This window comes from Microbacterium gorillae, assembly GCF_000826185.2.
GTDB classification, from domain to species: domain Bacteria; phylum Actinomycetota; class Actinomycetes; order Actinomycetales; family Microbacteriaceae; genus Microbacterium; species Microbacterium gorillae.
This window is the reverse complement of record NZ_LN648875.1, coordinates 1,014,338-1,039,887: the sequence shown is the minus strand read 5'-3', so window position 1 is coordinate 1,039,887 and position 25,550 is coordinate 1,014,338. Positions and strand designations below refer to the sequence as shown.

Genomic DNA, 25,550 nt, shown 5'->3' with positions numbered 1-25,550 from the left:
GTGGTGTCACGAGGGGCGACGCCGCAGCTGGAGTGGGGCGACGAAGGCGATGACGCCCGCGAGCACGAAGATGACGGCGGTGGCGATGAACAGTGCTGCAGAGTGCTGGGCGAAACCAGCCGAGCCCACCGATCCCGCGATCGCGGCGAAGACTGCGATGCCGAGCGCGCCGCCGGTTTGGCGTGCCGTGTTGCTCGCCCCGGATGCCAGACCTGGAGCCGTCGGTGTTGTGGCCAGGGCTGCCGTGACGATCGCGGGCGTGAGCACACCGAGCCCGGTTCCCCATACGGCGAGGAAGAAGGCCAGGACGATGTACCCGGCAGCGGTGTTCGTCAGGGTGAAAGCGATTCCCACGGCGCCGGCGGCGGCGATCGCCGCGCCGAGCGCGCTGGTCCGCCAGGTTCCGATTCGAGAGGCGAGCTTCGCGGCGGGTGCGCCGAGCAAGGGAAGGGGCAGCATGGCCGGGAGCGTCAGCGCGCCGGCCATCAGCGGGCTCAACCGGTGAACGTCCTGGAAGATCTGAGTCAGCAGGAACAACCCGCCGAGGGCGCAGAAGTTCATGAGCCCGGCCACGAGACACGCCAGCCCCAAGGGGCGCCGCGAGGACCGGGGCACCGGTAGGAGCGGATCGCTGACGCGCCGCTCGGTGGCCAGGAAGCCAAGCAGAGCACAGGCCGCGGCGATGGCCAGGATCGCGGCGGTCAGGCCCGACTCGCGGACCTGGATGATGGCGGTGACCAGGCACACCAGCGCCGTGACCAGCAGGACAGCGCCGATCCGATCCACGTGCCGTTGCGGTCGTCGCGGCTGTGGCGACCGGTGGAGTCGGACGACGGGGATCAGCGCGAGGGCGATGATCGGCACGGAGAGCCAGAACACGGTCCGCCACCCGGCAGCTTGGACCAGGATCCCGCCGACCACGGGGCCCGCAGGGAGCGCAGCCCCGCCGATCGCGGCCCATGCGCCGACGATGCTGTTTCTCCCCGTCGCGTCCGGACTGCTTTCGACAAGAAGAGCGAGCGTGCCGGGGAGCATGAGTGCTGCGCCGACGCCCTGCACGGCGCGGGCCGCGACCAGCACGCCGATCGTCGGGGCGAGCGCGCACGCGACAGACGCAACTCCGAAGCCGACCATGCCGAGCAGCACGACTCGCCGATGCCCGACCACGTCTCCGATCGCCCCCGAGACCAGCAGGAGTCCGGCCAACGGCACCGAGTAGGCATCGACCACCCACGCCAGCCCGGCGCTGCCCGCGTGCAGCTGTGCGCCGATCTCAGGGAGTGCGACATTGACGACCGTCACATCGAGCAGGACGAGGAAGTAGCCGCCGCACAGCGCCAGCGTCAGAGACCAGCGGGATCGAGTCCGAACCATACCTCGATCTTCAACCCGGGACGTTTCAGCCTGCGTCGAAGCGTTTCGTCCGTACCATCGACGCATGAGCCAGAACCTGAGCGGACACACGCAGCTCCAGGGTGAGCCGGACATCGCACGCGTCGCGACCGCATTCGCGGATGCCCGGCGCGCCCGGGTGCTGATGGCATTGGCCGATGGGCGTGCCCTTCCGGCCGGGCGGCTGGCCGAAGAAGCCGGCGTCTCCGCATCGACGATCAGCAATCATCTGGCGGTGCTCCTCAACCATGGACTCGTCACGGTCGACCAGCAGGGCCGTCACCGCTACTACCGACTCGCGACCGACGAAGTCGAGGGGGTTCTCGAGGCCCTCGCCAAACTCGCACCGCGGACCCCGATCACCTCCCTGCGCGCCCACACCCGAGCGCACGCGGTCCGGACCGCCCGCACCTGCTATCGCCACCTCGCCGGACAAGCCGGAGTCGAACTGTTCCAGGGGTTCATCGGTGCCGGTTGGATCACGGGCGGCGACGGCCTCCATCACCCCGAGCTCGCCGGGGACAGGCTCTCGTCATCCGGGAGAAGTGATCACTACCGACTCACGACCAACGGGGCCGCGGCCCTCACGGAATGGGGCATCGAGGCGACGCTGATGTCGACCACACGACCACTGCGCTACTGCGTCGACTGGAGTGAGCAGGCACACCACCTGGCGGGCCCGCTCGGTACCGCCGTCACAGACCACCTCTTCGGCCTCGGTTGGATCACCCGAAACAACGTCCCCCGCAGCGTCGACATCACGGACATCGGAACAGCCGGACTCGCGTCACTCCTTCAGTCGGCTTCCCCCTCGCCGCGACGCTGATCTGGATCCGGACCGACCTCGTCATTCCCCGCTTGACTGCAGCGGGGCCAGGGATCCCGCCGGCCGGACGGTGGGTGCGTCGGCCTCATTCCAGCGGAACAGCACCAGGTGCCAGAGCCCCGGGCTCTTGCGCGAGGGGTCGATCAGTCCGTTTGCGCCGACCTCGAGGAGACGGTCGCGCACGGCCCACGACGATGGCGTTCCTCCGGCTGCAGCGATGTCCTGCCAGGGAGCGACCGCGTCAGCGAGGTCTATGCCGACCGCCTCCAGAGCGTTCGCATCGCGCAGGTCGACGATGCCGGCTGCTTCGACCTCAATCTCAACGATCTCAAGCGCCACCGAACGGGTGTCCTTGTGGGCGATCATCGCGGCCTCGACACCGTCGACGGATGAGCTCAGATAGAGCGTCGGCTCGTGCGCTCGCGAGTAACGGCCCACCGAACGCGAACCCGCGATCGCGAACTCGCGGAAGTTCGGATCAATCGCTCGATAGAACGTTCCCCGAATCGCGGGGGCGAATGTCGAGTCGATGCTTGTCACCCGACCAGCATCTCACCCTCCGTTCGGTGTCTCAGTCATCGTCTGGTAGCGACGGCTGGCGGCGGCGCGATCGGGCGGTGGCCGGTAGGTCGGTGGTGGGGCGTGCCGCGCGTTTCGCGGGGTTCGCTTTCACCCGCCGTTGAATCCGTTGCGCGCCCTCTGCGCCTCAGTTGTGTCAGGGCCGAACTGCGTCGCGGCGGAGACTGACGGTCCGTTCGAAGCGAGGCGGCGGCAAGTGCGGATGAATTGCTCGATTTCCGGGGTGAGTGGCTGGTCACGCCACCCCAGGAACATCCGGCTGCAACTGAGCCCGGTGACGTGCCGCGCAACCAGTTGGGGCCTCTGGAACCTCTCGGCCACGGACTGCGGGAGGAAAGTGATTGCCTTTCCCAGTTCGACCAGGCGCAGCGTCTCCGCCAGTCCTCGGACGGCGGGGCCGGTGACAGACGCTGCGTCCACTGCCAGGGTGTCTCGTCCTTGGTAGTAGCGGTCCAGGTCCTCGGGTAGGTGCGGCCACCGGGCTACGGGTTCCTGAACGAGGTCCTTGACATGCAGGCTGTCGGCGGTCGCAAGCGGATGCGTGTGCGGAATGACCGCGACGCGGGGTTCGCTCCAGAGTTCCAGCCAAGCTAGGCCGTGCGCGGTGATCGGCCAGGCCACCACGCACGCGTCGCAGGCGCCCCGGGTCACGGCGGTAGCCAGCTCGTGGGTTTCGCGGAAGTCGACCTCCACCCTGACGCCCTCCGATGCGCTGGCGTATTCGTTGAGCAGCCGGGGGAGGAAGTCACCCGCGCTGTCGGCTTTGACGCCGACGACGAGGACCTGTCCGGTGCCGGATCGGATGGTTGCGGCCTCGGCGGCCTCGGCGGCGTCGAGGACGCGCTGGGCCTCGGCGTGAAGCGTGGCGCCTGCCCGGGTGAGAGTGAATCTGCGGGTGGTCCGCTCGACCAGCTGAGTGCCGAGTTGACGCTCGATCACCGCGACCCCTCGCGACACCGCGGGCTGCGACATGCCCAGTACTCGGGCCGCCGCAGAGAAGCTCTGTGTCTGCGCCACGGTCGCGAAAAGCCGGTAGTGACGCAGCTCGAGATTCATGCGTCCAGCGTATGACTGCTGCCCGCGTTCGGCAGTTCTCTGGACGCAGGCGGTGGGCTTTGCTGGTTAGCAGGGCCGGATGGACCTGGGTCAACGCGTCGAAGGAAGGGAACCGTTCGTGGGTGTTCGTGTGGGATACATCGTGGGCAGCGTGTCGGAGTCATCGATCAACCGGCGATTGGCCGAGCGCCTCATCGCCAAGGCTCCCGCCTCGGTGGAGCTGACCGAGATCCCGATCCGTTGTCTGCCCCTGTACAACTATGACCACGACGACTCGTTCCCGGCCGCAGCCGTCACGTTCAAGCAGGCGCTGGAGTCGTTCGATGCGGTGCTGTTCGTGACTCCGGAATACAACCGTTCAATCCCCGGTGCCCTGAAGAACGCGATTGACTGGGGCTCCCGGCCGTGGGGCCAGAACTCCTTCGCCGGCCGGACCGCGGCGATCATCGGGACAGGCCTCAACAGCGCCGGAACCGCGGTCGCCCAGTCGCACCTGCGCAGCATCCTCGTCTACCTCGGGATGACCGTCGTCGGCACACCTGAGGTATGTATCCGGTGGGAACCCGAAGCGCTGGCGTCCGACGAAACAGACGAACTCCTGGCCGCCTTCTGGACAACCTTCGCGGACTGCCTGAAGAGCGACTGACGAATCCACTTTCCAGCGGACTGCCACGCCGCCGACCGCGCCGGTGCTACGAGCGGAACTCGCGCTCTGCTTTTCCCTCGCAGCTCGACGACGGCCGCTGATCATGATGGCCGCGAGCACGAAGAACACGATCGCAAAACCGAGCATGACGAAGGTCGTACCATCAGCCCACTGTGGTGCTGGGCCAGCGGACGCGCTCCCGAAAGTCGCGACATGCAGGTTATGGACGGAGATCGGCAGGGAGCGGCCGCGTTCGATGACGCGCTCACGGCCTTCGGGTGGGGGCGGTGCGTTGCGACGGCCCGCTTCTACGCGACGGGGAGCAGTCCGCGCTCGGCGAAAGCCTTCTTCGCGGTGAATGTGGCGTTCAGAGCGCGCGGGAACCCGCAGTAGACGGCCGAATGTAGGAATGCCTCGATGATCTGCTGAGGGGTGAGTCCGACGTTGAGCGCTGCGTTGATGTGGACCTCCAGCTGAGGCTCACACCCGCCGAGCGCGGTGAGCATGCCAAGCGTGACGAGTTGCCGATCCCGGGGCCCCAGGTCAGGTCGGGAGTAGATCTCGCCGAATCCCCACGCGACCACCTGGTGGCCGAGTTCCGGGGAGATTTCGTCGAGTGCGTCGATGACACTCGCCCCTACTGCGCCGTCAATCGCATCGAGCACATTCTTGCCGTGCTCGAAGCGCCGCTTCCGTTCGGTCGTATCAGTCATGTTCCATCCCGTTCTGTTGGTGTGCTTGGAGCGCGGCGAGGTCACCCCGGTAGGTCGCGATCTTCTCCGCCAGCGCATTCTCGTGAACGCGCAGTCGGGCGATCTGCTCGCGCAGGCTCGCCTGATGCGCTTCCAGCAGTCGCAAGCGAGGCTCGGTGGTCGCCGGGCCTTCCTCCCGCAACGCCGCGTACTCGCGCATCTGAGCGATCGGCATACCCGTCTCGCGCAGACGCTGCAGGAAGTTCACCCACTCAACGTCCGCCGACGAGTACCGGCGCTGGTTCCCGGAGTTGCGGGCGACCGGGCGGATCAGATCCGCACGCTCGTAGTAGCGCAGGGTGTGTGCTGTCATCCCCGTGGCCGCACTCATCTGCGCGACTGTGAACCCCACGTCATCCTCTGGCACACCAGCAGGCTAGGACTTAGAGCGCGCTCTAAGTCAAACGGTCTGCGCCAACGACCTCATGCCCGAGGACTCCGGCAGAGATGCCCTCGGTCGCACTCAGCGCGGCGGATGCCGCGCGGCGGGCGTCCGCGGGCGGCCGAGACTCTGCGGCGAGGTGCGCTTGCAGACGGCGGAGCGCACGGCCGTACCGGGTCCGTGCCGTGGACTCGTTCATGCCCAGCATCCGTGCCGCCTCGGCGATGCTGAAGCCGTCCCAGTGGACCAGCGTGATCAGCTCGCGCGACCGGTCATCCAGGGTGGTCAGCGCCTTCCGCACACCCGCGGCGGCGAACTGCGCTTCGGCGATCTCGGCGGCATCCTCCCCGTGGGGGCGGACCCGGAGACGGTCGCGCAGGTCGTCGGCGAGCGCCAGGCGCCGCGCGGTGCGGCGGTGGTGCTCGCGCAGGGTGTTCCGGGCGATCCCGAAGCACCACAGTCGCGCGTCGAGCTCAACCTTCGGCACCTGGCGGGCCCCTTTCCAGATGGCCAGCAGCACGTGGCCGAGGAGGTCTGCGGCATCCTCGGGCTGATCGACGCGTCGGCGCAGGTACCGCAGGAGATCGTCGCCGTTCTGCTCCACCACGCTCTCGATCCAGCGCCGGGTCTCGGGATCCGGCTGGTCCGCGGCCATCAGTGCAGCTCCCCGTGGCAGTCGGTCCGGGCGTTGAACGTCTCGTCCTGCCCCTCCTGCGCCTGACGGAGCTGAGCCGGAATGGCCTCATCCAAGGCGGTGTCGATGGCGCGCGAGAGAGACGCCTCATCGATTCCCGCCGGCGAATCGTCCGCAACCCAGCCGGTGACGCCGGGAACGAAGGGATCCGTGATCGCGATCTCATACGCCCGCTGTCCGAAACCGGTCCAGTCGTTCTTCGCCACGAACGCCGCCAGGGCCTTGTCGGCAGGGGTGCGGTCGGAAGGGTCACCGAAGTACACGGCGTAGCGGCAGCTGTGCGTCGCGCCGGTGTCGGTCGTGTAGACGACCGGGATCTCCGCGTCGGCAGACGCGTACACACCGTCGATGAACAGATTGCCGAGGGGGATCAGCACCGCTGCGCCGGTCAGCGCCACGGTCGCCGCGATGCCCACCGGCAGCAGCACACGCCATCGCGGACGGCGGCGGACGATGGATGTCCGGGCGGCGGCGGACATCCGGCGGACGATCTCGCGGTCATCCGCCGCGTCGTCGCGCGCCAGCGGATCGGCGGCGGTGAGGGCCGCGTTCATGTGCTCGCTCATGACCTGCTCCTTCGATTCGAGTTTCACACTGGTCATGACCGAACTCCGGAAACCGTCTCACATCGGGGCCCGGCATCCCGAGCCGCGCGTGCTCGCCAGCTCGAGATGTTCTCATGAGAACTCTTTTCCGACTCTTGATATCTGCACTATCGATAGAGACACTATCGGCATTCGCATCATCGACCACGTCCGACAGGCACCCGACCCCGCCGATCTGGCCCGGGCGGTGATCCTGGGCACCGTCGTCGGAGAGCAGATCCTGGCCGGCCTGCGGATCATGGCGCAGGAGCACGTCGGACGCACACTTCCCACCTCGGCCGACCAGACCGGTCGACCCGCCGAATTCGAAAGGGCAGACCAATGACCGAGCTCACGACATCCGCACGTCCCGCGCACGACCTCACACCGACCCACTGGCACCGTCCCCTCGTCGCGATCGCCATCGCCGCCGCGGTTCTCGGTGTGATCAGCGTCATCATGGCGTTCGTCGATCCCGTCCAGATCGTGGGCACGAACGGCTGGTTGAAGCCGATCAAGTTCTCGATCTCCACGTCCGTCTACGCGATCAGCTTCGCGTGGTTGATCGGTCGACGGCGTCGCTGGCAGCGGACCGCCTGGTGGGCCGGCACACTCGTCACCATCGGCATGGTGATCGAACTCGCCATCATCGTCGGGGCGGTCGCTCTCGGCACCACCAGCCACTTCAACGTCTCCACCCCGCTGCACATCGCGATGTGGTCGATCATGGCCGGCTCCATCGGCATGGTGTGGATGATGTCGTTGCTCGTCGCGTTCGCGGTCATGCGCAACCCGGAGCAGTCCCGTTCCCGCAACTGGGCGATTCGCGGGGCACTCGTGATCAGCCTCGCCGGACTCGCCGTGGCCTTCCTCATGACGACGCCGACCAGCGGACAATTGTCGAACTTCCAGGGCATAGCCGGCGCGCACGCCGTCGGTGTCGCGGACGGCGGGCCCGGACTGCCGCTCCTCGGGTGGAGCACGGTCGGCGGCGATCTGCGCGTGCCGCACTTCATCGGCATGCACGCCCTGCAGGTGCTCCCGCTGATCCTGATGGGTCTCGAGGTCGCCAGCCGGAAGATCCGGGTGCTGCAGACGGAGCGCGTGCGGTTCCGCCTCACCGCGCTGGCGGTCATCGCGTTCGCAGCCCTGGTCGCCATCGTGACGGCGCAGGCTCTGATCGGTCAGTCGATCGTGGCCCCGCGGGGACCGATCGCGATCGCCCTCGTCGCGCTCGCCGTCGTGGTGTTCGGCGGCGGAACGCTGATCCTGGTCCGGGAGCAGTCGCTCACCCGCGTTGTTCCGCTCCGGCCGCGCGTTCCCGCTGTCTCCCGCTGACTCCCGCGGCGGGCCCGCTCGGTCGCGTCCGATACCTGCCAGCGCCGGCCCGGTGCCGGGCCTACCGTGAGGGCATGAGCACCTTTCGCGACCTGCACCGGACCGGAACCTTCGTCCTGCCCAACCCGCGTGACGCGGGGGAGGCGCGGCTGTTCGAAGCCCTGGGGTTCGCTGCCGTCGCCACCACGAGCGCCGGCTTCGCCGCGACGCTCGGTCGTCGGGACCAGTCCGTGACCCGCGATGAGCTCGTCCAGCACGTGACCGACCTGGTCGCCGCGGTGCACGTCCCGGTGGCAGTGGACGCGGAGAACGGGTACGCCGACGATCCGGCCGGCGTTGCGGCGACCGTCCGTGCGCTGGCGGAGGTCGGAGCCGCCGGCGTCTCCATCGAGGACTATGACCCGAAGGCCCGGGGCCTGTACGACGCGCTGCTCGCGCGGGACCGGGTTTCGGCGGCGGCGGAGGCCGCGCAAGCGTCCGGGATCGTGGTGACCGCCCGCAGCGAGGGGTTGCTGTACGGTCTCGCGGGCGTGGACGAGACCCTCGGCCGGCTGCAGGCCTTCGCCGAGGCCGGTGCCGACTGTCTCTACGCCCCCGGACCGCGCGATCTGCCGACCATCGAGCGGCTCGTCGCCTATGCGGGTGGGCCGGTCAACGTCCTGGCGTTCCCGGGTGGGCCGTCGGTCGACGAGTTGCGGGACGTCGGCGTGCGCCGCGTTTCCGTCGGCAGCTGGTTCTCGACGGCGGCGACGGCTGTGGTCGCGGACCTCGCCCGCACACTGCTCCGCGGTGGCGGTGTGCCGGACGATCTCCCGCGGCCGCCGGCCGACCTCATCGAGCGTGCGTGGGGACGAGGCTGATCGCGCTCACCAGACGACGCGGTGGAACTGCTCGTCGGCGCCGCCGGACATCCCTGGACGCCACTCAGCGGGACCCGGTGCCGCCCGCGCAGGACGCCCCGAACGCGGCGTGCGCCCGGGGCGTCGAACCGCGGTGCGATCAGGCCGGCTTCTGGACGGTGATGGTCCAGGACGCGTCGCCGACCTGCTCGAAAGCGGTGACGGGGTAGCCCTCCTCTGCGGCCCAGCGAGGCAGCGAGTCGGTCGCCTGGGTGCAGTCGAAGTCGATCCGCAGTTCGTCTCCGGCGGGCAGTTCGGCGATCGCGGCCTGAGCCTCGACGAGCGGGAACGGGCAGACCTGTCCGGCGGTCTCGAGCAGGTGAACGGTCATATCTCTCCTTGGCGGTTTCAGGCGACGGGGGTGGTCTGGCGGGGAACGGTGACGGGTGTGGAGGTCGCCGCGCGGCGGCGGCCGAAGACGAGCGGCACGGCGATGCCGGTGCCGAGCAGCATGGCGGCGAAGGACACCCAGCCCTGCAGGGTGAAGGACGCGGATCCGACCATCGCGTTGCCGATGGTGCAGCCGCCCGCGATCGCGGCGCCGACGCCCATCAGGATGCCGCCGAGCGAGGACCGCAGGATCGTCGCGGTGTCCGGAACACGGAGGCGGAACTCGCCTGAGCCCTTCGCCGCGATGAACGAGCCGACCAGGATGCCGACGACGAGCCACACGCCCCAGTCGATGAGGGCGATGTCCCCGGTGACGAGGTAGCCGACGATGTTGGCACTCGGGGTCGTGATGCCGAGACCGGACGGGCGGCCGGACGCATACGAGAGCGGGAACGCGATGATGCCGATGAGTCCGACGACGACCGCGGTGCTGAAGGCTCCCCAGGGGCGCTCGAAGAGGAGGTGACGCAGTCCGGTGTGCTTGGCGGGAAGTCGCACCGGCCGGGGCAGTGCGCCATCGCGGCGGAGCTGTCGGCCCACGGCGATCCCGGTGCCGGCGACGAGCACGACCACGAGGACCCAGGGGTTGATGCCCAGGAACTCGTAGAGGGTGCCGACGGGCGCGGTCACCGAGCGCAACCCTTCGGTCACGGGCGTGCCCGCACCGAACTTCATCACCGCCGCGGTCACGGCATAGCCGACGAGCGCGATCCAGGACCCGATCAGGCCCTCGCCGGCGCGGTAATAGGTGCCAGTCGCGCAGCCGCCGGCGAAGACGATCGCGAACCCGAAGATGAGCCCGCCGACGATGGCGGCCAGCCAGGGGAACTCACCGCCGGTCAACGAGATCACGCCGGCCGCGGCGAGGGCGAAGATCCCCACGGACTGCACCGCGATGGTGATGAAAAACGCGGTGAGCCACCGCGTCTTCTTCGTCAGCCACACATCGCGGAAGGCACCCGTCACGCAGAAGCGGCCGCGCTGGAGGGCGAAGCCCAGTAGTCCGCCGATGATCAGTCCGGTGAGAGCCATCCGTGTCCTCGCGTTCTCCGCGCCGAGGTGGCACGGTCCGCCTTCCGGTCTAGCGACCCGATTCCGGACACCTCAAGGGTGTGCGTCATGCACGGTCAGATGACGTCACGGGGCGTCATCCGGGCTGCCCGGGGGTGTGCGGACGCCCGCTCGCGCTCATTCGCCGTGGCGGAGCGCGGCGAGCTGATCGAGGATCGCGTCGGCGACGTCGCGCTTGGTCCCGCTGACTTCCGCGACGAGCTCGCCGGTGCTGGACAGCAGGACGGCGGCGTTGTCGTCCGTCCCGAACCCGAGTCCGGATCCGACCCGGTTCGCGACCAGGAGGTCCGCGGGTTTGCGGGCGAGTTTCGCGCGCGCGAGTTCGACCAGCTCGTCACGCGAGGATGCGGTCTCGGCCGCGAAGCCGACCACGAGCCGTCCGGAGACGGGGTGCGCGACGAGGTCGGCCAGCACGTCGCGCGTGCGGACGAGGTGCAGGTCCAGGCCGTCGTCGTCCCCCTTCTTGATCTTGCTCTCGGCCGGAGCAGCGGGCGTGAAGTCGGCGACGGCCGCCGCCATCACGACGACGGACGCGTCCGGAGCGAGACGGTCCACCTCGCGGGCGAGATCTGCGGCCGAGGTGACCGGGACCGTGGTGATCTCCGCAGCACGGAGGTCGGCCGCGGGTCCGGGGTCGAGGTTCGCCGCGATCACCGTGACATCGGCCCCGCGCCGGAGCGCGGCCAGCGCGATCGCGACACCCTGCTTGCCGCTGGAGTGATTGGCGACGTAGCGGACCGGGTCGATCGCCTCGCGGGTGCCCCCCGCAGTGATGAGAATGCGCTGTCCGGCGAGGTCCCGCGCGGCGGGTTCCGCGTGCTCGCGTGCCGTGGCGGCGGAGATGATGGCGGCCGTGATGGCGTCCGGCTCACTCATCCGGCCGGGTCCGATGTCGTCGCCGGTGAGGCGTCCGGAGTCCGGCCCCACGATGATCACGCCGCGCTCGCGGAGCGTGGCGATGTTGGCCACGGTGGCGGGGTGCGACCACATCTCGGTGTGCATGGCCGGAGCGATGACGAGGGGCGCGCGGCTCGCGAGCACCGTGGTGCCGAGCAGGTCGTCGGCGATGCCTGCGGCGAGCTTCGCGATCGTGTTCGCGGTGGCCGGGGCGATGACAATGGCGTCGGCCTCCTGTCCCATGCTCACGTGCCGCACGGCGGCGACGTCGTCGAAGATCGAGGTGTTGAGCGGGTTGCGGCTGAGCGCCTCCCACGTCGGGGCGCCGACGAACTTCAGGGCGCTGTCCGTCGCGATGACGTGCACGTCGTGTCCGCCCAGGACGAGTTCGCGCACCACCTGGATGGTCTTGTAAGCGGCGATCCCGCCGGCCACACCCACGACGATGTTCAGCTGTCGGCTCATGGCTCCATGATGTCGCAGTAGGCTGACCCGCGATGTGTACCGCGGTGATCGACGTGATGTCCTCCGGTGTGAGGCTCCTCTGCGTCCGTGACGAGGACCCCGCTCGCGCGTGGGATGACCTCGGTCCCTGGTGGCCGGACACGCATCCCGGCGTCATCGGCATCCGCGACCGGCGTGCGGGCGGCGCCTGGCTCGCGTTCGATCCGGAGACCAAGCGCCTCGCCGTCCTGCTGAATCGCGCCGACGTCATCGATCTGCCCGACCACGAGGTGCGCTCGCGGGGTGCTCTCGTGCTCGATTCGATCGCCGGACACTCGCCCGTCGCGCCACGAACGCACGGGTTCAACCTGCTGGAGGCGACGCCGTCCGGTGCCCGCATCGTGAGCTGGGACGGTGTCACGCTCCGCGAGACCCCGGTGGACCCGGGCGTGCACATGATCGCGCACGACGACCTCGATGACCCCGCGACGGCGCGGATCACGGCGTGGCTGCCGCGCTTCCGCACCCTTGAGGACGACGACGAGCCGTGGCCCGAGTCCTGGATCGCCCTCCTGCAGGACACGGCCGCGATCCCGTCGACGGACGATCGCGCCATCATCCGCGACAACCGCACCCACGGCTACGACACCCTGTCCCTGCTGTACTGCACCGCGGAACTCACTGACGCCGACATCGAGGTCTCTTCGACGGTGCTGGACCGCCCGGGTCACCTCTGAACCGCGTCGCGCGGCCGAGGTTCAGGACGGTGCGCGCAGTCGGAGGTGGAGCATCGGATACGCCCGTCCCTCGTCGTCGGTCGCACTGCGGCCGATGACCGCGAACCCGCGGTGCGCGTAGAAGCCCGCGGCCGCCACGTTCTGCTCGTTGACATCAACGGTGGTGACACCCTGGTGTTCGATCGCGTGGGTCAGCAGCACCGTGCCGACGCCGCTGCCACGCGCGGACGCGTCAACGAACAGCATTTCCAGTGTTCCGTCCAACACCCCGGAGAAGCCGACCGGGTGACCATCGCGCTCGGCGACGAAGAGGTGCACGGCGGGAAAGTAGTCCGATCCCAGCCGACTCTCGATCTCGTCGCGATCCGCCTCGGCGAGGAAGTCATGCGTGGCGTCGACCGCGTTTCGCCAGATCGCAACGAGCGCGGGATGGTCTTCGGCTCCGATCACGGGCCGGATGCGCAGAGCGGACACGGTTCTCCTTTCGGGAATTCGGCCATGATCCCAGAGCGGCGAGGTCGGCGCGTTCTCAGCCCTCGGCGCGGCGGGTCGCGGCGCGGTCGTACTGCGCCCGGATGTCCGGAACCGTCGCGGCGGCGATGGTGCGTTTCGTGTCGACCGGCCACTCCACCCACGCGCCGGCGAGCACGCTCGCGGCCTGACGCGCGGCGCCGAGGGCGACGTACTCCGCGGGTGCCGGGACGACCACGTCTCGGTCGAACACCTGCGCCGCGATACCGCTGACGGCGGGGTTCGCCGCCGCGCCGCCGATCAGCAGGATGCGCTCGGGGGCGACGCCGAGGGTTCGGATCGCCTCGAGCCCGTTCGCGAGTCCGCACAGCACGCCCTCGATGGCCGCGCGTGCGAGGTTCGCGCGCGTCGTGTTCGCCAGCGTCAGCCCGGACAGGGAAGCCTGGGCGTCGGGCAGATCGGGGGTGCGCTCGCCCTCGAACCACGGCACCAGGACGACGCCGTCGGCCCCGGGGGAGGCCTTCAGCGCGAGGCGTGCGAACTCGTCATGGTCCGCCTCGAGCAGTTGAGCCACGACGTCGAACACCCGCGCCGCGTTCAGTGTGGCGACCAGCGGAAGCATGCGTCCGGTCGCGTCCGCGAAGCCGGCGACCGTCCCGCTCGGATCGGCGATGGGCTCGTCCGTGACGGCGAAGACGGTGCCGGAGGTGCCCAGCGAGATGACCACGTCCCCGGGTCGGGCGCCGAGACCCAGCGCGGCCCCGGCGTTGTCACCGGCGCCGGGCGCGAAGACGATGCCATCGTGGGTGCCGGCCGATTCCAGCGGACCGAGGACGCGGGGGAGGATCGCGTCGTGTCCGAGTGCGCGGGTGAGCAGGTCGCGGTCGTAGCCGTCCGGACCCCAGTACGCCGTGCCGGACGCATCGGAGCGGTCCGTCGTCAGCGCCTCGAGGTCGGGGTTGTCGGGTCCGTAGCCACGCAGGCGCCAGGTGAGCCAGTCGTGGGGGAGCGCGACGGCGGCGACGCGGGCGGCGGCGTCCGGTTCGGCGTCCCGCAGCCAGCGCAGTTTCGTGGCGGTGAAGGACGCCACCGGTACGACGCCGGTGCGGGCGGCGTACTCCGACGCCCCGACCTCCGAGACGAGGTCGGTCGCCGCGGCCGCCGACCTCGTGTCGTTCCACAGCAGCGCGGGACGGATGACGTGTCCGTCCGCGTCGAGAGCGACCATGCCGTGCTGTTGGCCGCCGACCGCGACCGCCGAAATTCCGTCGAGCCCGCCGGCATCCGCGATCGCGGCCTGCAGCGCGACCCACCACGCCTCCGGGTCGACCTCGGTGCCCTCCGGATGCGCGGCACGACCGGACCGCAGGACGGTTCCGCTCTCGGCGTCGACGACGACCACCTTGCAGGACTGCGTCGAGGAGTCGACGCCGAGAACGTGTGCCATGGCCGGTCTCAGCGGGCGCCGAGGAGGTGCTCGGTGGCGAGCTGCTGCAACCGCACGAAGCCCGCGCCGTGGCCACCGAAGTAGGCGTCGGCGTCGAAGTCCTCGTACGCGCTGCGGTCGGCGAGCAGGTCGTCGTAGCTCTCCCCGTCGGACAGCGTCGGCGTCGACAACTCCGGCACGCGCGCGGCGGCCAGGGCTTCCTGCACCTCCGGGTCGGCGCGGAACGCGGCGGCGCGCTCCTTCAGCAGCAGGTACGTCCGCATGTTGGCGGAGGCGGAGTCCCACACACCGGTCTCGTCCTCGGTGCGCGAGGGCTTGTAGTCGAAGTGCCGCGGACCGTCGTACGCCGGGCCGCCGTTCGGGCCGCCGTTTTCCAGCAGGTCGACGAGCGCGAACGCGTTGTGCAGGTCGCCGTGACCGAACACGAGGTCCTGGTCGTACTTGATGCCGCGCTGGCCGTTCAGATCGATGTGGAAGAGCTTGCCGTGGTACAGGGCCTGGGCGATGCCGGCGGCGAAGTTGAGCCCCGCCATCTGCTCGTGTCCGACCTCGGGGTTCACACCCACGAGCTCCGGACGCTCCAGGGAGGTGATGAACGCCAGGGCGTGGCCGACGGTCGGCAGCAGAATGTCGCCGCGCGGCTCGTTCGGCTTCGGCTCGATGGCGAACCGGATGTCGTAGCCCTTGTCGGTGACGTACTGACCGAGGAGGTTGACGGCCTCGCGATAGCGCTCCAGCGCGGCGCGGACGTCCTTCGCGCTGTCGTACTCGGCACCCTCGCGGCCGCCCCACATGACGAAGGTCTTCGCGCCCAGCTCGGCGGCGAGGTCGAGGTTGCGCAGCACCTTGCGCAGGGCGAAGCGGCGGACCTGGCGGTCGTTCGAGGTGAAGCCACCGTCCTTGAACACGGGCGCGCTGAACAGGTTCGTGGTGACCATCGGCACGATCAGGCCGGTGTCGGACAGGGCGCCCTTCAGACGATCGATCTGCGTCTGGCGCTCGGCATCGCTGGATCCGAAGGCGAAGAGGTCGTCGTCGTGGAAGGTCAGTCCGTAGGCTCCCAGTTCGGACAGCTTCTCGACGGCGTGCACGACGTCGAGGTTCGGGCGGGTGGGGCCGCCGAACGGGTCGGCGCCGGTGTAGCCGACGGTCCAGAGTCCGAACGAGAAGCGGTCTTCTCGGGTGGGCGTGGTCATGGCGCCTCCTCGGCGAGTTCAGTAATATGTTGTGATTGACAACCTATTCCATCGGAGCGCATCCGTCCACCCCGATTCCGGGGCGCGCGGACAAGTAGAGTGGGCGCGATGAGCGCCACGACGACCGAAGACGTTCGGCGATCCAACCTGTCCCGCATCCTGCGTGCGCTGCACGTTCAGGGGCCGCGCTCCCGGGCCGCGCTCACGGCCCTCACCGGGCTGAACCGCTCCACCGTCGGGGCCCTGACCGCCGAGCTCGGCCGCGCCGGTCTCGTGCGTGAGGGCGACCCGGAAACCGCTGTCGGCGCCGGCCGACCGTCCCCCGTGTTCTCTGCGGCCTCTGACGTCGTCACGATCGCGGTCAACCCGGAGGTGGATGCCGTCACACTGGCCGTCGTCGGTCTGGACCGCGTCATCCGCGTGCGCGAGCGCGTCCCGCTGTCGCGGGTGCCCACCCCGGATGAGGTCACGGCGCTGGTCGGTGAACGACTGGCCGCGTGGCGGGCCGATGCGCTGGCGGCGTGCGCCGTGGTGTCCGTGGGCGTGGCGGTCCCGGGCCTGGTCCGGTCTGCGGACGGCCTCGTCCGTCTCGCCCCGCACCTGGGATGGGCGGACGTTCCGCTCGCGGAGAACCTCGCCGATCACGTGGACCTGCCGGTCGTCGTCGCCAATGACGCGACGCTCGGCGCGATCGCCGAGCATCGGTACGGCGCCGGGCTCGGGCATGACGATGTGCTCTACCTCAACGGCGGTGCGAGCGGCATCGGCGGCGGCATCATCAGTCGCGGTGCGCCGTTGGAGGGCGCGGGCGGGTACGCCGGCGAGTTCGGTCACATCGCGGTCGCGACCGCCGACCGCGATGACCTCGTCACGTCCGCGGCCGTCCTCGAGGACGAGGTGAGCCGTCGCCATGTCCTCGAGCTCCTGGACCGGACCGGTGATGACATCGACGATGCGGAGCTCGCGGCGCTGCTGTCCGACCCGGCTTCGGCGGCGGTCTCGGCGGAGCTCGATCGCCAGCGTCGTGTTCTGGCCGCGGCCCTCGCGTCCGCCGTCAACGTGATGAACCCGTCGGCCGTCGTGCTCGGCGGGTACCTCGCCGCCCTGGTCGGGGATCCGGAGCGCTTCCGGGAGCTCGTGGTGCGGAGCAGTCTGCCGGTGTCGGGCGAGGACCTCACGGTGGCCGTCGCGGCGCTCGCCGCCGACCGTCTTCTCATCGGTGCCGCCGAGGCCGCTCTCGAACCGCTCCTGGCGGACCCGCTCTCCGCGGCGCCGCACGTCCGCTGAGCGCGGGTCGAGTTCGGGCAGGTGCGGCGGCCCGTTCGTTCGGATCGGTGGTGGCTGTCGCCGTCAGTTCAACCCGGAGTAGGCGTGCAGGCCCTGGAAGTACACGTTGATCACGGCGAAGTTGAAGATCACGGCGATGAAGCCGACGATTGACAGCCAGGCCGAACCAGCCCCGCGCCAGCCTCGGGTCGCGCGGGCGTGGATGTAGCCGGCGTAGATCACCCAGATGACGAAGGTCCACACTTCCTTCGTGTCGAAGCCCCAGTAGCGGCCCCAGGCGTCGTTCGCCCAGATCGCTCCGGCGATGAGGGTGAAGGTCCACAGGACGAAACCGACGATCGCGACTCGGTACGCCAGGCTCTCCAGGGCGGCGGAGGTGGGAAGTGCATCCAGGAACGACCGCGTGACGGTCTCCGCTCGCGCGACGCGGGCCTCCCGCCGGTGCCGCATGAGCTGGACGACGGAGAGGGCGCCGGCGAGCGCGAGGAAGGCGACGCCGAGCGTCGCGACCGACACGTGGACGACGAACCAGACCGAGCGCAGCGGGTCCGGCAGCGGCACGATCGGGATGTAGATCAGATACGCCGCCGCGCCCAGGACGACCACGACGAGGCCGGTGATGATCGTCCCGAGGAAGCGCAGGTCGACCTTCAGGAGCGAGAGGAGGTAGACCGCGACGATGGCCGCCGTGCCGGAGATCGCGAACTCGTACATGTTCGACCACGGGGCGTGCGGTGCCGCGACGCCGCGGAGCACGACTCCGCCGAGGTGCAGCACGAGTGCGAACCACGTCAAGGACGTCGCGATCCGAGCGAGCACGAAGCGCTTCGGCGGGCGCGGATCGCTTGTGGTGATGGTCGGTGCCGGCGACGCCACGATCTCGCCGGATGCGGCGACGAGCTCGCGCGCCCGGACGTCCTGCTTCTCGGTGTGCGCGTCGGCGCGCCTGCTGAGGTCCAGGCTGTAGACGAGGAACGCCACCGCGTAGAGAGCCACCGCCGTCCAGATCAGCAAGCGCGAGAACTGTTCGAGATCGGCGACCGGCATGAGCCCACCATATTCAGCGCGCGCTGACGCCCCTCCGGGGATTTCCTCAGGTTCATCAGGATGAGGCAGCGCCGGGCGACCCGACGGGCCGGAGGTCGGAGCGCGTCTGCGAAGTCGGTCCACACGCCGGGCGCGAAATGAGAACCGCGGCACGGGCGGGAGTCGTCCGGCGGCACGCGAGTGAACAACCAATCGTGAATCAGAATTTCGTGGAAACAGAACAGTGAACGACTGCTAGAGGCGCACAATGAGGAAAAAGTTAGTCGCAACTCTAGTCAAATCCGCATCTAGTGGCTAACCTGATCGCACATCAGACCCGACTGTCGCAAAGGAGCGATCATGGTGGAAGCGCGAGTGCAGGCCGCTCTCGGCGAGGCGTACGACTTCGCAACGGAGACGACGCTGGAGGGTATCCGCGCCGGCTACGACCGATGCATGGGCAAGGGCACGTTGCCCCCCGGTGTCACGCGGAGCGACGGCGAGGTCGGCGGAGTGCCCGGAGCATGGTTCACGCCGGAGGGTGCCGAGGATGTCACCCTGTTCCTGCACGGCGGCGGATACTTCGCCGGATCGAGTGTGAGCCACGGCGACCTCGCCGCGGCCATCGCGGCCGTCTCGAACTCGAAGGTGTTCGCAGCGGACTACGGGCTCGCACCCGAGCGACCCCATCCGGCAGCGGTCGAAGACGCGCTCGCCGCTTACGAGGCGCTGCGCGCCGACGCGACCGGACGGGTCTTCATCGTCGGTGACTCCGCTGGTGGCGGACTCGCGGTCTCGACGCTCGTCGCCGCGCGCGACAAGGGCGTCGCACAGCCGAACGCCGCGGCGCTCATGTCGCCGTGGGCGGACCTCACGCTGACGAACGACGACATCGACACGAACGCTGCGATCGACCCGGTCGTGACGCGGGGCGGATTGGAGTTCAACGTCTCCCTCTACGCGCCCGACCAGGACGTGAAGAACCCGCTCATCTCACCCGTCTACGCCGACCTGTCCGGTCTGCCGCCGCTGTACGTGCAGGTCGGGACCGAGGAGGTCCTGCAGCAGGACGCGCTGACGATCGTCGAGAACGCCCGCGCCGCGGGCGTCGACGTGACGCTCGACATCGAAGAGGGCATGCCGCACGTGCACCAGATCCTGCTCTGGGCGCTGCCGGAGGCTGAGGACGCCGTCCGCCGTATCGGCGAGTTCCTCGCGGCCCACTGACGGACCCGCACCCCACACTTCGGACGAAGGAGACTGAATTGAACACCGAGCAGACGAAGGTCGACACCGACGTCCTCATCATCGGGGCCGGCATCTCCGGCCTCTACCAGCTGTACAAGGTTCTCACCGACCTTCCGGAGGCCAGCGTCCGCGTCCTCGAGGCCGGTTCGGGTCTCGGCGGCACGTGGTTCTGGAACCGGTACCCGGGCGCTCGCAGCGACTCCGAGGCCTACACGTACGGCTACTTCTTCTCGCAGGAACTGCTGGACGAGTGGACGTGGGATGAGCGGTTCGCCGCGCAGCCCGACATCGAGCGCTACCTCAACATCGTGGCCGACAAATTCGACCTGCGCCGCCACATCACCTTCGACACTCGTGTCGCCTCGGCGACGTACGACGCCGAATCGCGCACCTGGGTCGTCATCACGGACAGTGGTGAGCAGATCCGCGCGCGCTTCGTCATCACGGCGGTCGGTCTGCTGTCCATCCCCAAATTCCCGCAGATCCCGGGGATGGACAGCTTCGCGGGCGAGTCGTACCACACCGCACTCTGGCCCGACGGTGTCGAACTCGAGGGCAAGCGCGTGGCCGTCATCGGCTCGGGCGCGAGCGGTATCCAGATCACGGGTGCGGTCGCCGATCGGGTCGCCTCGCTGACGCTGTTCCAGCGGTCCGCGAACTGGGCGACGCCGCTGAACAACCTCCCGTTCACGGACGACGAGCGTGCGCACATCTCGGAGAACATCCACCAGATCCACGCGGACCTGATGGGGTCGTTCGGCGGGTTCGTGCACACGTTCCAGCCGACCGCGGCGCGCGATCACACGCCCGAAGAGCGCCTCGCCATCTACGAGCAGCTCTGGGCCAAGCCCGGGTTCGCGAAGCTCCTCGGCAACTTCATGGAAGTGCTGTTCGACGAGGAGATCAACCGGGAGTTCCGTGAATTCGTCGCCGGGAAGATCAGCGCGATCGTCACCGAACCGGAGAAGGCGCGCAAGCTCACGCCGGATCACCAGTACGGTGCGAAGCGTCCGCCGTTCGAGAACGGCTTCTACGCCGCGTTCAATCGCGAGAACATCGACGTCGTGAGCCTCGGCGAGGAGCCCATCGTCGAGATCGACGCGACCGGGATCCGGACGAGTGCGGGTCACTATGACGTGGACGTGATCATCTACGCGACGGGCTTCGATGCGATCACCGGTGCCCTCGACCGCATCCTGATCACCGGTGAAGCAGGGGCGAACCTGAAGGAGCTGTGGGATGACGGCCCGCAGACCTTCCTCGGCATCCACAGCCAGGGCTTCCCGAACCTGTTCTTCCTCGGCGGTCCGCACAGCACCGGCGGCAACGTGCCGCGCGCGGGTGAAGGGCATGTGGACTACGTCACCCGGCTGTTGCGGCATGCGTACGACAGTGGGATCACGCGGGTCGAGACCACCGGTGCGGCCGTGGACGAGTGGACCGAGCACGCGCTGAGCGGCGTGCGCGGATCGGTCGTCGAGAGCGGCATCGACTGGGCATGGGGGCGCGACACCCCCGGCAAGAAGCTGGCCTACCGCCACTACGGCGGCGGCATCGTCACCCACGTGGCGCGGTCCAACGCCGTGTTCGAGAACGAGCTGGTCGACCTCGTCCTGGACTGATCGAGATCAACGGCCGCCGTCGGGACCAGCGAGGTTCCGGCGGCGGCTGCGCTAGACTCGCGGCTAACATGCCCGACGGCGTCCGGCGGTCGTCGGGGGAAAGACAGGTCTCTCGTGGCAGGTGGTACCCGCACAGTCAGCGGTAAGCGTCGCGATCAGCTGCTCACCGTATCGGTCGGCCTGTTCCAGGACCGCGGCTTCCACAATGTGAGCATGGACGACATCGCGGGAGCGGTCGGTCTGACCGGTCCCGCCGTCTACCGGCATTTCGCCAACAAGCAGGCCATCCTCTCCGCCGCGCTGACCGGACAGCTCGCCGCCGTCGCGGACGTCGTCGCGGCCGCGCGTGAGGTGCGGCCCGAAACGGAGCAGTGGGACGCGCTCACCCGCGCGCTCGGACACCTCGTGTTCGAATCGCCGAACGCCCACCTCTGGCGCCGCGAGCGGCGGCATCTCGTCGGTGAGGGCGCGGAGGAGTTCCGGAACCGGATGCGCGACGCGCTGGCCGGGACTGAGGCCATCGTGGCGACTCGCCGCCCCGACCTCGCATCCGCGGAGCGAGGCGTCCTGAGCTGGGCGGTGCTCTCCGTGTTCTCCGCCGCGGGCACCGGCCGCTACGCGCTGGATGAACAGCAGCAGGAGGCCGAACTGCGGGCCATGCTCGATGCCGTGGTCGCGATCGAGCTGCGACCCACCGGGTCGGCGAAACATGAGCTGGCCGTGCGCATTCCGGCCGGTCGGCGCGAACGGATCATCGAGGCGGCGACCGAGCTGTTCGCGGTGGAGGGATATTACGCGGTGAGCATCGAGCAGGTCGCGGAGCGCTCCGGTAACGCGCTCGCAACCGTCTATCAGCACTTCGCGAGCAAGACCGACCTGCTGTACGCGGTCGTGAAGCGTGGCGCCGAGGGAGCACAGTTCGTTCTCGCCCACCGGCTCACGACCGAGCACGACGGGGACGACCTCTCGCTGCTCGTCGACGCCCACTGCGACCTCGCCCTCGGTCCGCATGGGCGCCTGCTCGGCATCGTCGCCGCCGACCGCATCTACCTTCCTGTCGAGCAGCGTCGAGAGATCTATCGGATCGAGGAGGAGTACGGCGAGGAGTGGATCCGTGCCCTGCGCGCAGTCCGTCCGGACATGTCGCTCGCGGTTGCGCGGCTTCGCGTGCAGGCTGCGCTCACGGTCGTCGCCGAGCTCGTGCAGATCGCGCGAGTTCGCGATCGCGCCGACATTGACGCCGAGTTGCGTGCCATCTCGCGGGCGATCCTGCTGGGCGCCGACTGAGCTCCGGGGCCGCTGACCCCGCTGTCGCGCTGGGGTCTCCCACACTTCGACCTTGACGCGATGGGGTGCAGTAGAGACTCACGCTTACGTCCGGAAAGCACGAACAGGAAGGAACTAGTCGCACTCTCGCTAGAATTGTGATTAACTGATCGCAGATTCGACACGATGGAGTGGGCATGGGCAAGCTGGACGATCGCGTGGCATTGATCACGGGAGCGGGACGCGGCATCGGTCGTGCACTCGCTCTCAAGCTCGCCGGCGAGGGCGCTCGGATCGTCGCGAACGACCTGGCCCCGGGCGATCTGGATGTGCTCATCGCCGACGTGGAGGCCCTTGGTGGAAGCGCCGTCGGCGTCGCCGGCGACATCGTGGACCCCACGTTCGGCGACCGGTTCGTCCGGGCCGCGGTGGACGCGTTCGGCGGGGTCGACATCATCGTCAACAATGCGGGCTACACCTGGGACGCGGTGTTGCAGAAGACGACCGACGAGCAATGGCAGGCGATGGCGGATGTCCATGTCACGGCCCCGTTCCGCATCCTGCGCGCCGCGCAGCCGGTGATCAGCCGGGCCGCGAAGGCGGAGCGGGCGGCGAACGGCGTCGCGCGCTGCCGCAAGGTGGTCAACATCACCTCGCGTGCCGGTACGGTCGGCCACGCGGGACAGATCAACTATTCCACGGCGAAGGCGGGGGTCATCGGGCTCACCCGCAGCCTCGCGCAGGAGTGGGGGCGGTACAACGTCACCGTCAACGCGGTCGCGTTCGGCGTCATCCAGACCCGGCTGACAGCCCCGCCCGAAGAGAATGAACCGATCGCCGTGGGCGACCACGCCGTCTCGGTGGGCGTGGACGCTCGCCTGATCGCGGAAGCGGAACGGCTCGCGCCCCTCGGTCGCCTCGGTACGGTGGAAGATGCGGCGGGTGCCGTCTACCTTCTGACGCTCCCCGAGTCCGACTTCATCACGGGCGAGATCCTCACCTGCAGCGGGGGGTACTGACGTGGCCAGGGGATACGCCGACTTCACTCGACCGGCCTACCGCGATCCGCGGTGGCTGGAGACGAACTGGTTCTCGTTCGTCACCGACGACGGCATCCGGGTGCATTTCTGGGTCGGATTCCGCGTCAACCTCGAGGTCGCGTCGACAAAGGTCTACGCGTTCTCGCGGGACAGCGCGTCCGTCCTCGACATGGACTTCGTGGACACGCAGTACCATGTCCCGATCGCCGGTGACCGGCTCGGCGACTATGCGCTCGCCTCCGGAATCTCGGTGAAGGGCACGCCCGCGCCGGACCGCTACCGGATCTCATACGCCTCCAAGTGCGGACGCATGCAGGCGACGCTGGAAGCCGAAGCGCTGATGGCGCCGGTGGGACTGGACTTCACCGCCATCACCGGTGCGGAACGCGGGTTCACAGCCTTCCACCGGACGCGCGGCACGGCGCCCGAGGACCGTGCCGGCGACGAGCCGGTCGGACACATCGACCAGACCATGCGCGTGCGCGGCACGCTCACGATCGACGGTGTCAGCCACGACGTCGACTGCATCGCGAACCGCGACCACTCGTGGAGCCCGCGCGCCGAGTATCGGAACGGGATCGGGACCTTCGACCTCTTCCATTTCGGCGAGGAGCTGACGCTGCTGACGCACACCGCGGAGCGCGACGGCCGCGCCGTCGTCAGCAACGGGTACGTCCTCGTGGGTGGCGAGGCTCGGCGACTGCGCAGCGCTGAGGTCGAGCACCAGCGACGCGGGTTCCGGACCCACCGGATCACCTACCGCGTCGTGGATGATCAGGGCGACGCCTACGAGATCGCCGGCACGTCCCGAGCCGGTGCCGAGATCGATGGCGGACAGAACATCCTGCTCGTCCTCGACCTGTTCGATGCGGAATGGGCCGGTCGCACCGGATACGGAGAGGTGCAGTGGCACGACGACATCACCCGGGTGCAGCGCGAGCGGCGGGAGGCGATGCTCCGTGGATGAACTGAGCGTCGTCGACACGCACGTCGCCGCCGTCCTGGGGCGGGCACCGTCCGCCCTGTCCCGTCGGACGCTCTCCGGAGGGATGTCCCAGACCACCCTGCTCTATGCGGCGGATGGTGCTGACGCCGCCGTCGTGCGCATCCCGCCGCGGTTCGGGCCGCTGGAGCCGTACGATCCGCCCGCGGAGGCGCGCCTCATCTCCTGGGTGCGCGCTCGGGGCCTGGCGGTGCCCGAGGTGCTCTTCGTGGAAGAGACCGGACAGGTCCTGGACCGCTCGTTCTTCGGCACCCGGGTCATCGACGGGGTCGCGATCCAGGACGGAGCGCACGGGCTGTCGGATGAGCGGAAGCAGGAAATGGCGGAGGTCTACGTCGCCACGCTCGCTCGGATCCACGCGATGGGCGCCGAGCCGACCGCGCGGGCGGAGTTGGCCTGGGCGCCGGAGAAGACGCCCGACGCCGTGCTGCGGCGGTGGGAGCAATCCCTCGACGGTGCGCCGATCGTCCTGCCCGCCTATCACCGCTACCTCCACGACTGGCTGCGTTCGCACCCGCTGCCTGCGTCCACGACGCTCTCCGTCGTGCACGGCGACTACCGCCTGGCGAACATGATGTTCGGAGCGGACGGTGCGCTCGCAGCCGTGCTCGATTGGGAGGAATCGGGGTACGGCGATCCGTACTTCGACCTCGGTTGGTCGCTCGTCGGCACGGTCGAGGACGGAGATCTGGTGATGGGCCTGCTCACCCGCGAGCAGTTCCTCGCCGACTACGCCGAGGCCACCGGTGCTCCGATCGATCGGGAGCGCCTGCTGTGGTGGGAGGTTGCGGCCGCCTGGTCGAAGATGTGTATGGACTCGAAGGCGGTGTCCCTGATCGCCGACGGGCGGTACACCGACGTACGCCCGATGATGTCGTGCTACACCAACCGTGCCGTCGCGAGCATCGCGCTGCGCAAGATCGAACGAGCCGACGCCCTCATCGCCGGGAGGAGATGACATGGACTACATCGCCACGGCGGATGCCCTGACCGCGATCGCGCGATCGCTCGAGGAGATCGTCACGCCGACCGTCACCGACACGCACGCCCGCGGGCAGTTGTGGGCGTCGATCGGCCTCTTGAACAATCTCGCCGTCGACGTCGCGTTGGTCGACGGGAACGAGGACGCCGCTTCGACGACGACCGCCGCGGACCTCCGCGAATCGATCGACGGACTCCGCGCCCGGCAGGTCTCGCTGCACTATCGCCGAGCGGTCACGGGCGACTGAGGCGGACCACGTCCGCACCGTGCTGGAC

At 69.1% G+C, this 25,550-nt stretch carries 28 protein-coding genes; 14 read left to right on the top strand and 14 right to left on the bottom strand.

The features are described from left to right. Positions 1-6: 6 nt before the first annotated feature. Positions 7-1,374, bottom strand: a complete 1,368-nt coding sequence (locus BN1193_RS14405; protein ID WP_052460822.1) for an MFS transporter — start codon at positions 1,372-1,374, stop codon at positions 7-9. 64 nt (positions 1,375-1,438) lie between these two features. Here BN1193_RS14405 and BN1193_RS14400 point away from each other — a divergent pair, with 64 nt between their 5' ends. Beyond that, positions 1,439-2,218 (top strand): ArsR/SmtB family transcription factor, encoded by a 780-nt coding sequence (locus BN1193_RS14400; RefSeq protein ID WP_052460821.1) that lies wholly within the window; start codon positions 1,439-1,441, stop codon positions 2,216-2,218. Between the two features lie 21 nt (positions 2,219-2,239). Here BN1193_RS14400 and BN1193_RS14395 read toward each other — a convergent pair whose 3' ends face one another. Both BN1193_RS14395 and BN1193_RS14390 read right to left on the bottom strand, forming a co-directional pair. After that, entirely contained in the window at positions 2,240-2,758 is a 519-nt protein-coding gene (locus BN1193_RS14395) for an RES family NAD+ phosphorylase (protein ID WP_094770552.1), read from the bottom strand. Positions 2,759-2,887: 129 nt separating this feature from the next. Continuing rightward, positions 2,888-3,853: a LysR family transcriptional regulator gene (locus tag BN1193_RS14390; protein WP_052460820.1), complete on the bottom strand. Its 966-nt coding sequence runs from the start codon at positions 3,851-3,853 to the stop codon at positions 2,888-2,890. Between the two features lie 79 nt (positions 3,854-3,932). Here BN1193_RS14390 and BN1193_RS14385 point away from each other — a divergent pair, with 79 nt between their 5' ends. After that, positions 3,933-4,499, top strand: coding sequence for an NADPH-dependent FMN reductase (locus BN1193_RS14385; protein ID WP_052460819.1), 567 nt, complete (start codon positions 3,933-3,935; stop codon positions 4,497-4,499). A 308-nt stretch (positions 4,500-4,807) separates the two neighbouring features. On the opposite strand, the gene BN1193_RS14380 is transcribed toward BN1193_RS14385, so the two are convergent. Genes BN1193_RS14380 through BN1193_RS14365 form a run of 4 tightly spaced genes read right to left on the bottom strand, consistent with a single transcriptional unit; the run spans position 4,808 to position 6,893 of the window. Beyond that, positions 4,808-5,212 carry a carboxymuconolactone decarboxylase family protein gene (locus BN1193_RS14380; protein WP_040167538.1) on the bottom strand — a complete coding sequence of 135 codons (405 nt, stop codon included), beginning with the start codon at positions 5,210-5,212 and terminating at the stop codon, positions 4,808-4,810. Further along, the gene (locus BN1193_RS14375) at positions 5,205-5,618 is read right to left on the bottom strand and encodes a MerR family transcriptional regulator (protein WP_052460818.1); all 414 of its coding nucleotides are present in this window, start codon (positions 5,616-5,618) and stop codon (positions 5,205-5,207) included. The genes BN1193_RS14380 and BN1193_RS14375 overlap by 8 nt, the downstream gene beginning before the upstream one ends. A gap of 28 nt (positions 5,619-5,646) precedes the next feature. Continuing rightward, a complete protein-coding gene (locus BN1193_RS14370; RefSeq protein WP_052460817.1) occupies positions 5,647-6,288 on the bottom strand; it encodes an RNA polymerase sigma factor in 642 nt (213 codons plus the stop codon). Further along, positions 6,288-6,893, bottom strand: a complete 606-nt coding sequence (locus BN1193_RS14365; protein WP_141396699.1) for a hypothetical protein — start codon at positions 6,891-6,893, stop codon at positions 6,288-6,290. Before BN1193_RS14365 ends, BN1193_RS14370 begins: the two co-directional genes overlap by 1 nt. A 34-nt stretch (positions 6,894-6,927) precedes the next feature. Between BN1193_RS14365 and BN1193_RS14360 the strand changes: the two genes are divergently transcribed. The 3 genes from BN1193_RS14360 to BN1193_RS14350 all read left to right on the top strand — a co-directional run bounded on the left by BN1193_RS14360 (position 6,928) and on the right by BN1193_RS14350 (position 9,109). Further along, entirely contained in the window at positions 6,928-7,257 is a 330-nt protein-coding gene (locus BN1193_RS14360; RefSeq protein ID WP_096788224.1) for a hypothetical protein, read from the top strand. Beyond that, positions 7,254-8,249 carry a hypothetical protein gene (locus BN1193_RS14355; RefSeq protein ID WP_052460816.1) on the top strand — a complete coding sequence of 332 codons (996 nt, stop codon included), beginning with the start codon at positions 7,254-7,256 and terminating at the stop codon, positions 8,247-8,249. Before BN1193_RS14360 ends, BN1193_RS14355 begins: the two co-directional genes overlap by 4 nt. Positions 8,250-8,323: 74 nt before the next feature. Then, on the top strand, positions 8,324-9,109 hold the full coding sequence (locus BN1193_RS14350; protein ID WP_052460815.1) for an isocitrate lyase/PEP mutase family protein: 786 nt from the start codon (positions 8,324-8,326) through the stop codon (positions 9,107-9,109). Positions 9,110-9,248: 139 nt separating this feature from the next. Here the strand turns inward: BN1193_RS14350 and BN1193_RS14345 are convergent, their stop codons facing one another. The 3 genes from BN1193_RS14345 to coaBC all read right to left on the bottom strand — a co-directional run bounded on the left by BN1193_RS14345 (position 9,249) and on the right by coaBC (position 11,971). Continuing rightward, on the bottom strand, positions 9,249-9,479 hold the full coding sequence (locus tag BN1193_RS14345) for a sulfurtransferase TusA family protein (protein ID WP_040167530.1): 231 nt from the start codon (positions 9,477-9,479) through the stop codon (positions 9,249-9,251). 17 nt (positions 9,480-9,496) lie between these two features. Next, positions 9,497-10,570, bottom strand: a complete 1,074-nt coding sequence (locus BN1193_RS14340) for a YeeE/YedE family protein (protein ID WP_040167529.1) — start codon at positions 10,568-10,570, stop codon at positions 9,497-9,499. Between the two features lie 156 nt (positions 10,571-10,726). Next, positions 10,727-11,971 carry a bifunctional phosphopantothenoylcysteine decarboxylase/phosphopantothenate--cysteine ligase CoaBC gene (coaBC, locus tag BN1193_RS14335; RefSeq protein WP_094770551.1) on the bottom strand — a complete coding sequence of 415 codons (1,245 nt, stop codon included), beginning with the start codon at positions 11,969-11,971 and terminating at the stop codon, positions 10,727-10,729. 32 nt (positions 11,972-12,003) lie between these two features. Between coaBC and BN1193_RS14330 the strand changes: the two genes are divergently transcribed. Then, on the top strand, positions 12,004-12,687 hold the full coding sequence (locus BN1193_RS14330; protein WP_040167526.1) for an NRDE family protein: 684 nt from the start codon (positions 12,004-12,006) through the stop codon (positions 12,685-12,687). 21 nt (positions 12,688-12,708) lie between these two features. Here BN1193_RS14330 and BN1193_RS14325 read toward each other — a convergent pair whose 3' ends face one another. The 3 genes from BN1193_RS14325 to xylA are packed head-to-tail and all read right to left on the bottom strand — an operon-like array spanning position 12,709 to position 15,801. Beyond that, positions 12,709-13,161, bottom strand: coding sequence for an acetyltransferase (locus BN1193_RS14325; protein WP_052460814.1), 453 nt, complete (start codon positions 13,159-13,161; stop codon positions 12,709-12,711). A 55-nt stretch (positions 13,162-13,216) separates the two neighbouring features. Then, complete coding sequence (gene xylB / locus BN1193_RS14320) at positions 13,217-14,605, bottom strand: xylulokinase (protein WP_040167524.1); 1,389 nt, start codon at positions 14,603-14,605, stop codon at positions 13,217-13,219. Positions 14,606-14,613: 8 nt separating this feature from the next. Further along, positions 14,614-15,801, bottom strand: a complete 1,188-nt coding sequence (gene xylA / locus BN1193_RS14315) for a xylose isomerase (protein ID WP_040167522.1) — start codon at positions 15,799-15,801, stop codon at positions 14,614-14,616. Positions 15,802-15,909: 108 nt separating this feature from the next. Between xylA and BN1193_RS14310 the strand changes: the two genes are divergently transcribed. After that, positions 15,910-17,088 (top strand): ROK family protein, encoded by a 1,179-nt coding sequence (locus BN1193_RS14310; protein WP_040168386.1) that lies wholly within the window; start codon positions 15,910-15,912, stop codon positions 17,086-17,088. 63 nt (positions 17,089-17,151) lie between these two features. On the opposite strand, the gene ccsB is transcribed toward BN1193_RS14310, so the two are convergent. Then, the gene (gene ccsB, locus BN1193_RS14305) at positions 17,152-18,135 is read right to left on the bottom strand and encodes a c-type cytochrome biogenesis protein CcsB (protein WP_040167519.1); all 984 of its coding nucleotides are present in this window, start codon (positions 18,133-18,135) and stop codon (positions 17,152-17,154) included. A 339-nt stretch (positions 18,136-18,474) separates the two neighbouring features. Between ccsB and BN1193_RS14300 the strand changes: the two genes are divergently transcribed. The 7 genes from BN1193_RS14300 to BN1193_RS14275 all read left to right on the top strand — a co-directional run bounded on the left by BN1193_RS14300 (position 18,475) and on the right by BN1193_RS14275 (position 25,522). Next, positions 18,475-19,341 (top strand): alpha/beta hydrolase, encoded by an 867-nt coding sequence (locus BN1193_RS14300; RefSeq protein ID WP_040167517.1) that lies wholly within the window; start codon positions 18,475-18,477, stop codon positions 19,339-19,341. A 38-nt stretch (positions 19,342-19,379) separates the two neighbouring features. Beyond that, positions 19,380-20,984, top strand: a complete 1,605-nt coding sequence (locus BN1193_RS14295; protein ID WP_052460813.1) for a flavin-containing monooxygenase — start codon at positions 19,380-19,382, stop codon at positions 20,982-20,984. A gap of 114 nt (positions 20,985-21,098) precedes the next feature. Beyond that, positions 21,099-22,271, top strand: a complete 1,173-nt coding sequence (locus BN1193_RS14290; protein WP_094770548.1) for a TetR/AcrR family transcriptional regulator — start codon at positions 21,099-21,101, stop codon at positions 22,269-22,271. A 176-nt stretch (positions 22,272-22,447) separates the two neighbouring features. Then, a complete protein-coding gene (locus tag BN1193_RS14285; RefSeq protein ID WP_195907877.1) occupies positions 22,448-23,269 on the top strand; it encodes an SDR family NAD(P)-dependent oxidoreductase in 822 nt (273 codons plus the stop codon). 1 nt (position 23,270) lies between these two features. Continuing rightward, positions 23,271-24,257: a DUF7064 domain-containing protein gene (locus tag BN1193_RS18180; RefSeq protein WP_040167511.1), complete on the top strand. Its 987-nt coding sequence runs from the start codon at positions 23,271-23,273 to the stop codon at positions 24,255-24,257. Beyond that, positions 24,250-25,251 carry a phosphotransferase family protein gene (locus BN1193_RS14280; protein WP_040167510.1) on the top strand — a complete coding sequence of 334 codons (1,002 nt, stop codon included), beginning with the start codon at positions 24,250-24,252 and terminating at the stop codon, positions 25,249-25,251. Before BN1193_RS18180 ends, BN1193_RS14280 begins: the two co-directional genes overlap by 8 nt. Before the next feature lies 1 nt (position 25,252). Beyond that, positions 25,253-25,522 carry a hypothetical protein gene (locus BN1193_RS14275; protein WP_040167509.1) on the top strand — a complete coding sequence of 90 codons (270 nt, stop codon included), beginning with the start codon at positions 25,253-25,255 and terminating at the stop codon, positions 25,520-25,522. Positions 25,523-25,550 lie beyond the last annotated feature (28 nt).

Bases quoted from the DNA above. Each gene is read 5' to 3' on its own strand.
- BN1193_RS14405 (WP_052460822.1), bottom strand. From the start codon at position 1,374: ATGGTTCGGACTCGATCCCGCTGGTCTCTGACGCTGGCGCTGTGCGGC.
- BN1193_RS14400 (WP_052460821.1), top strand. From the start codon at position 1,439: ATGAGCCAGAACCTGAGCGGACACACGCAGCTCCAGGGTGAGCCGGAC.
- BN1193_RS14390 (WP_052460820.1), bottom strand. From the start codon at position 3,853: ATGAATCTCGAGCTGCGTCACTACCGGCTTTTCGCGACCGTGGCGCAG.
- BN1193_RS14385 (WP_052460819.1), top strand. From the start codon at position 3,933: ATGGACCTGGGTCAACGCGTCGAAGGAAGGGAACCGTTCGTGGGTGTT.
- BN1193_RS14380 (WP_040167538.1), bottom strand. From the start codon at position 5,212: ATGACTGATACGACCGAACGGAAGCGGCGCTTCGAGCACGGCAAGAAT.
- BN1193_RS14370 (WP_052460817.1), bottom strand. From the start codon at position 6,288: ATGGCCGCGGACCAGCCGGATCCCGAGACCCGGCGCTGGATCGAGAGC.
- BN1193_RS14365 (WP_141396699.1), bottom strand. From the start codon at position 6,893: ATGAGCGAGCACATGAACGCGGCCCTCACCGCCGCCGATCCGCTGGCG.
- BN1193_RS14360 (WP_096788224.1), top strand. From the start codon at position 6,928: ATGACCGAACTCCGGAAACCGTCTCACATCGGGGCCCGGCATCCCGAG.
- BN1193_RS14355 (WP_052460816.1), top strand. From the start codon at position 7,254: ATGACCGAGCTCACGACATCCGCACGTCCCGCGCACGACCTCACACCG.
- BN1193_RS14350 (WP_052460815.1), top strand. From the start codon at position 8,324: ATGAGCACCTTTCGCGACCTGCACCGGACCGGAACCTTCGTCCTGCCC.
- BN1193_RS14345 (WP_040167530.1), bottom strand. From the start codon at position 9,479: ATGACCGTTCACCTGCTCGAGACCGCCGGACAGGTCTGCCCGTTCCCG.
- BN1193_RS14340 (WP_040167529.1), bottom strand. From the start codon at position 10,570: ATGGCTCTCACCGGACTGATCATCGGCGGACTACTGGGCTTCGCCCTC.
- coaBC (WP_094770551.1), bottom strand. From the start codon at position 11,971: ATGAGCCGACAGCTGAACATCGTCGTGGGTGTGGCCGGCGGGATCGCC.
- BN1193_RS14330 (WP_040167526.1), top strand. From the start codon at position 12,004: ATGTGTACCGCGGTGATCGACGTGATGTCCTCCGGTGTGAGGCTCCTC.
- xylB (WP_040167524.1), bottom strand. From the start codon at position 14,605: ATGGCACACGTTCTCGGCGTCGACTCCTCGACGCAGTCCTGCAAGGTG.
- xylA (WP_040167522.1), bottom strand. From the start codon at position 15,801: ATGACCACGCCCACCCGAGAAGACCGCTTCTCGTTCGGACTCTGGACC.
- BN1193_RS14310 (WP_040168386.1), top strand. From the start codon at position 15,910: ATGAGCGCCACGACGACCGAAGACGTTCGGCGATCCAACCTGTCCCGC.
- ccsB (WP_040167519.1), bottom strand. From the start codon at position 18,135: ATGCCGGTCGCCGATCTCGAACAGTTCTCGCGCTTGCTGATCTGGACG.
- BN1193_RS14300 (WP_040167517.1), top strand. From the start codon at position 18,475: ATGGTGGAAGCGCGAGTGCAGGCCGCTCTCGGCGAGGCGTACGACTTC.
- BN1193_RS14285 (WP_195907877.1), top strand. From the start codon at position 22,448: ATGGGCAAGCTGGACGATCGCGTGGCATTGATCACGGGAGCGGGACGC.
- BN1193_RS14275 (WP_040167509.1), top strand. From the start codon at position 25,253: ATGGACTACATCGCCACGGCGGATGCCCTGACCGCGATCGCGCGATCG.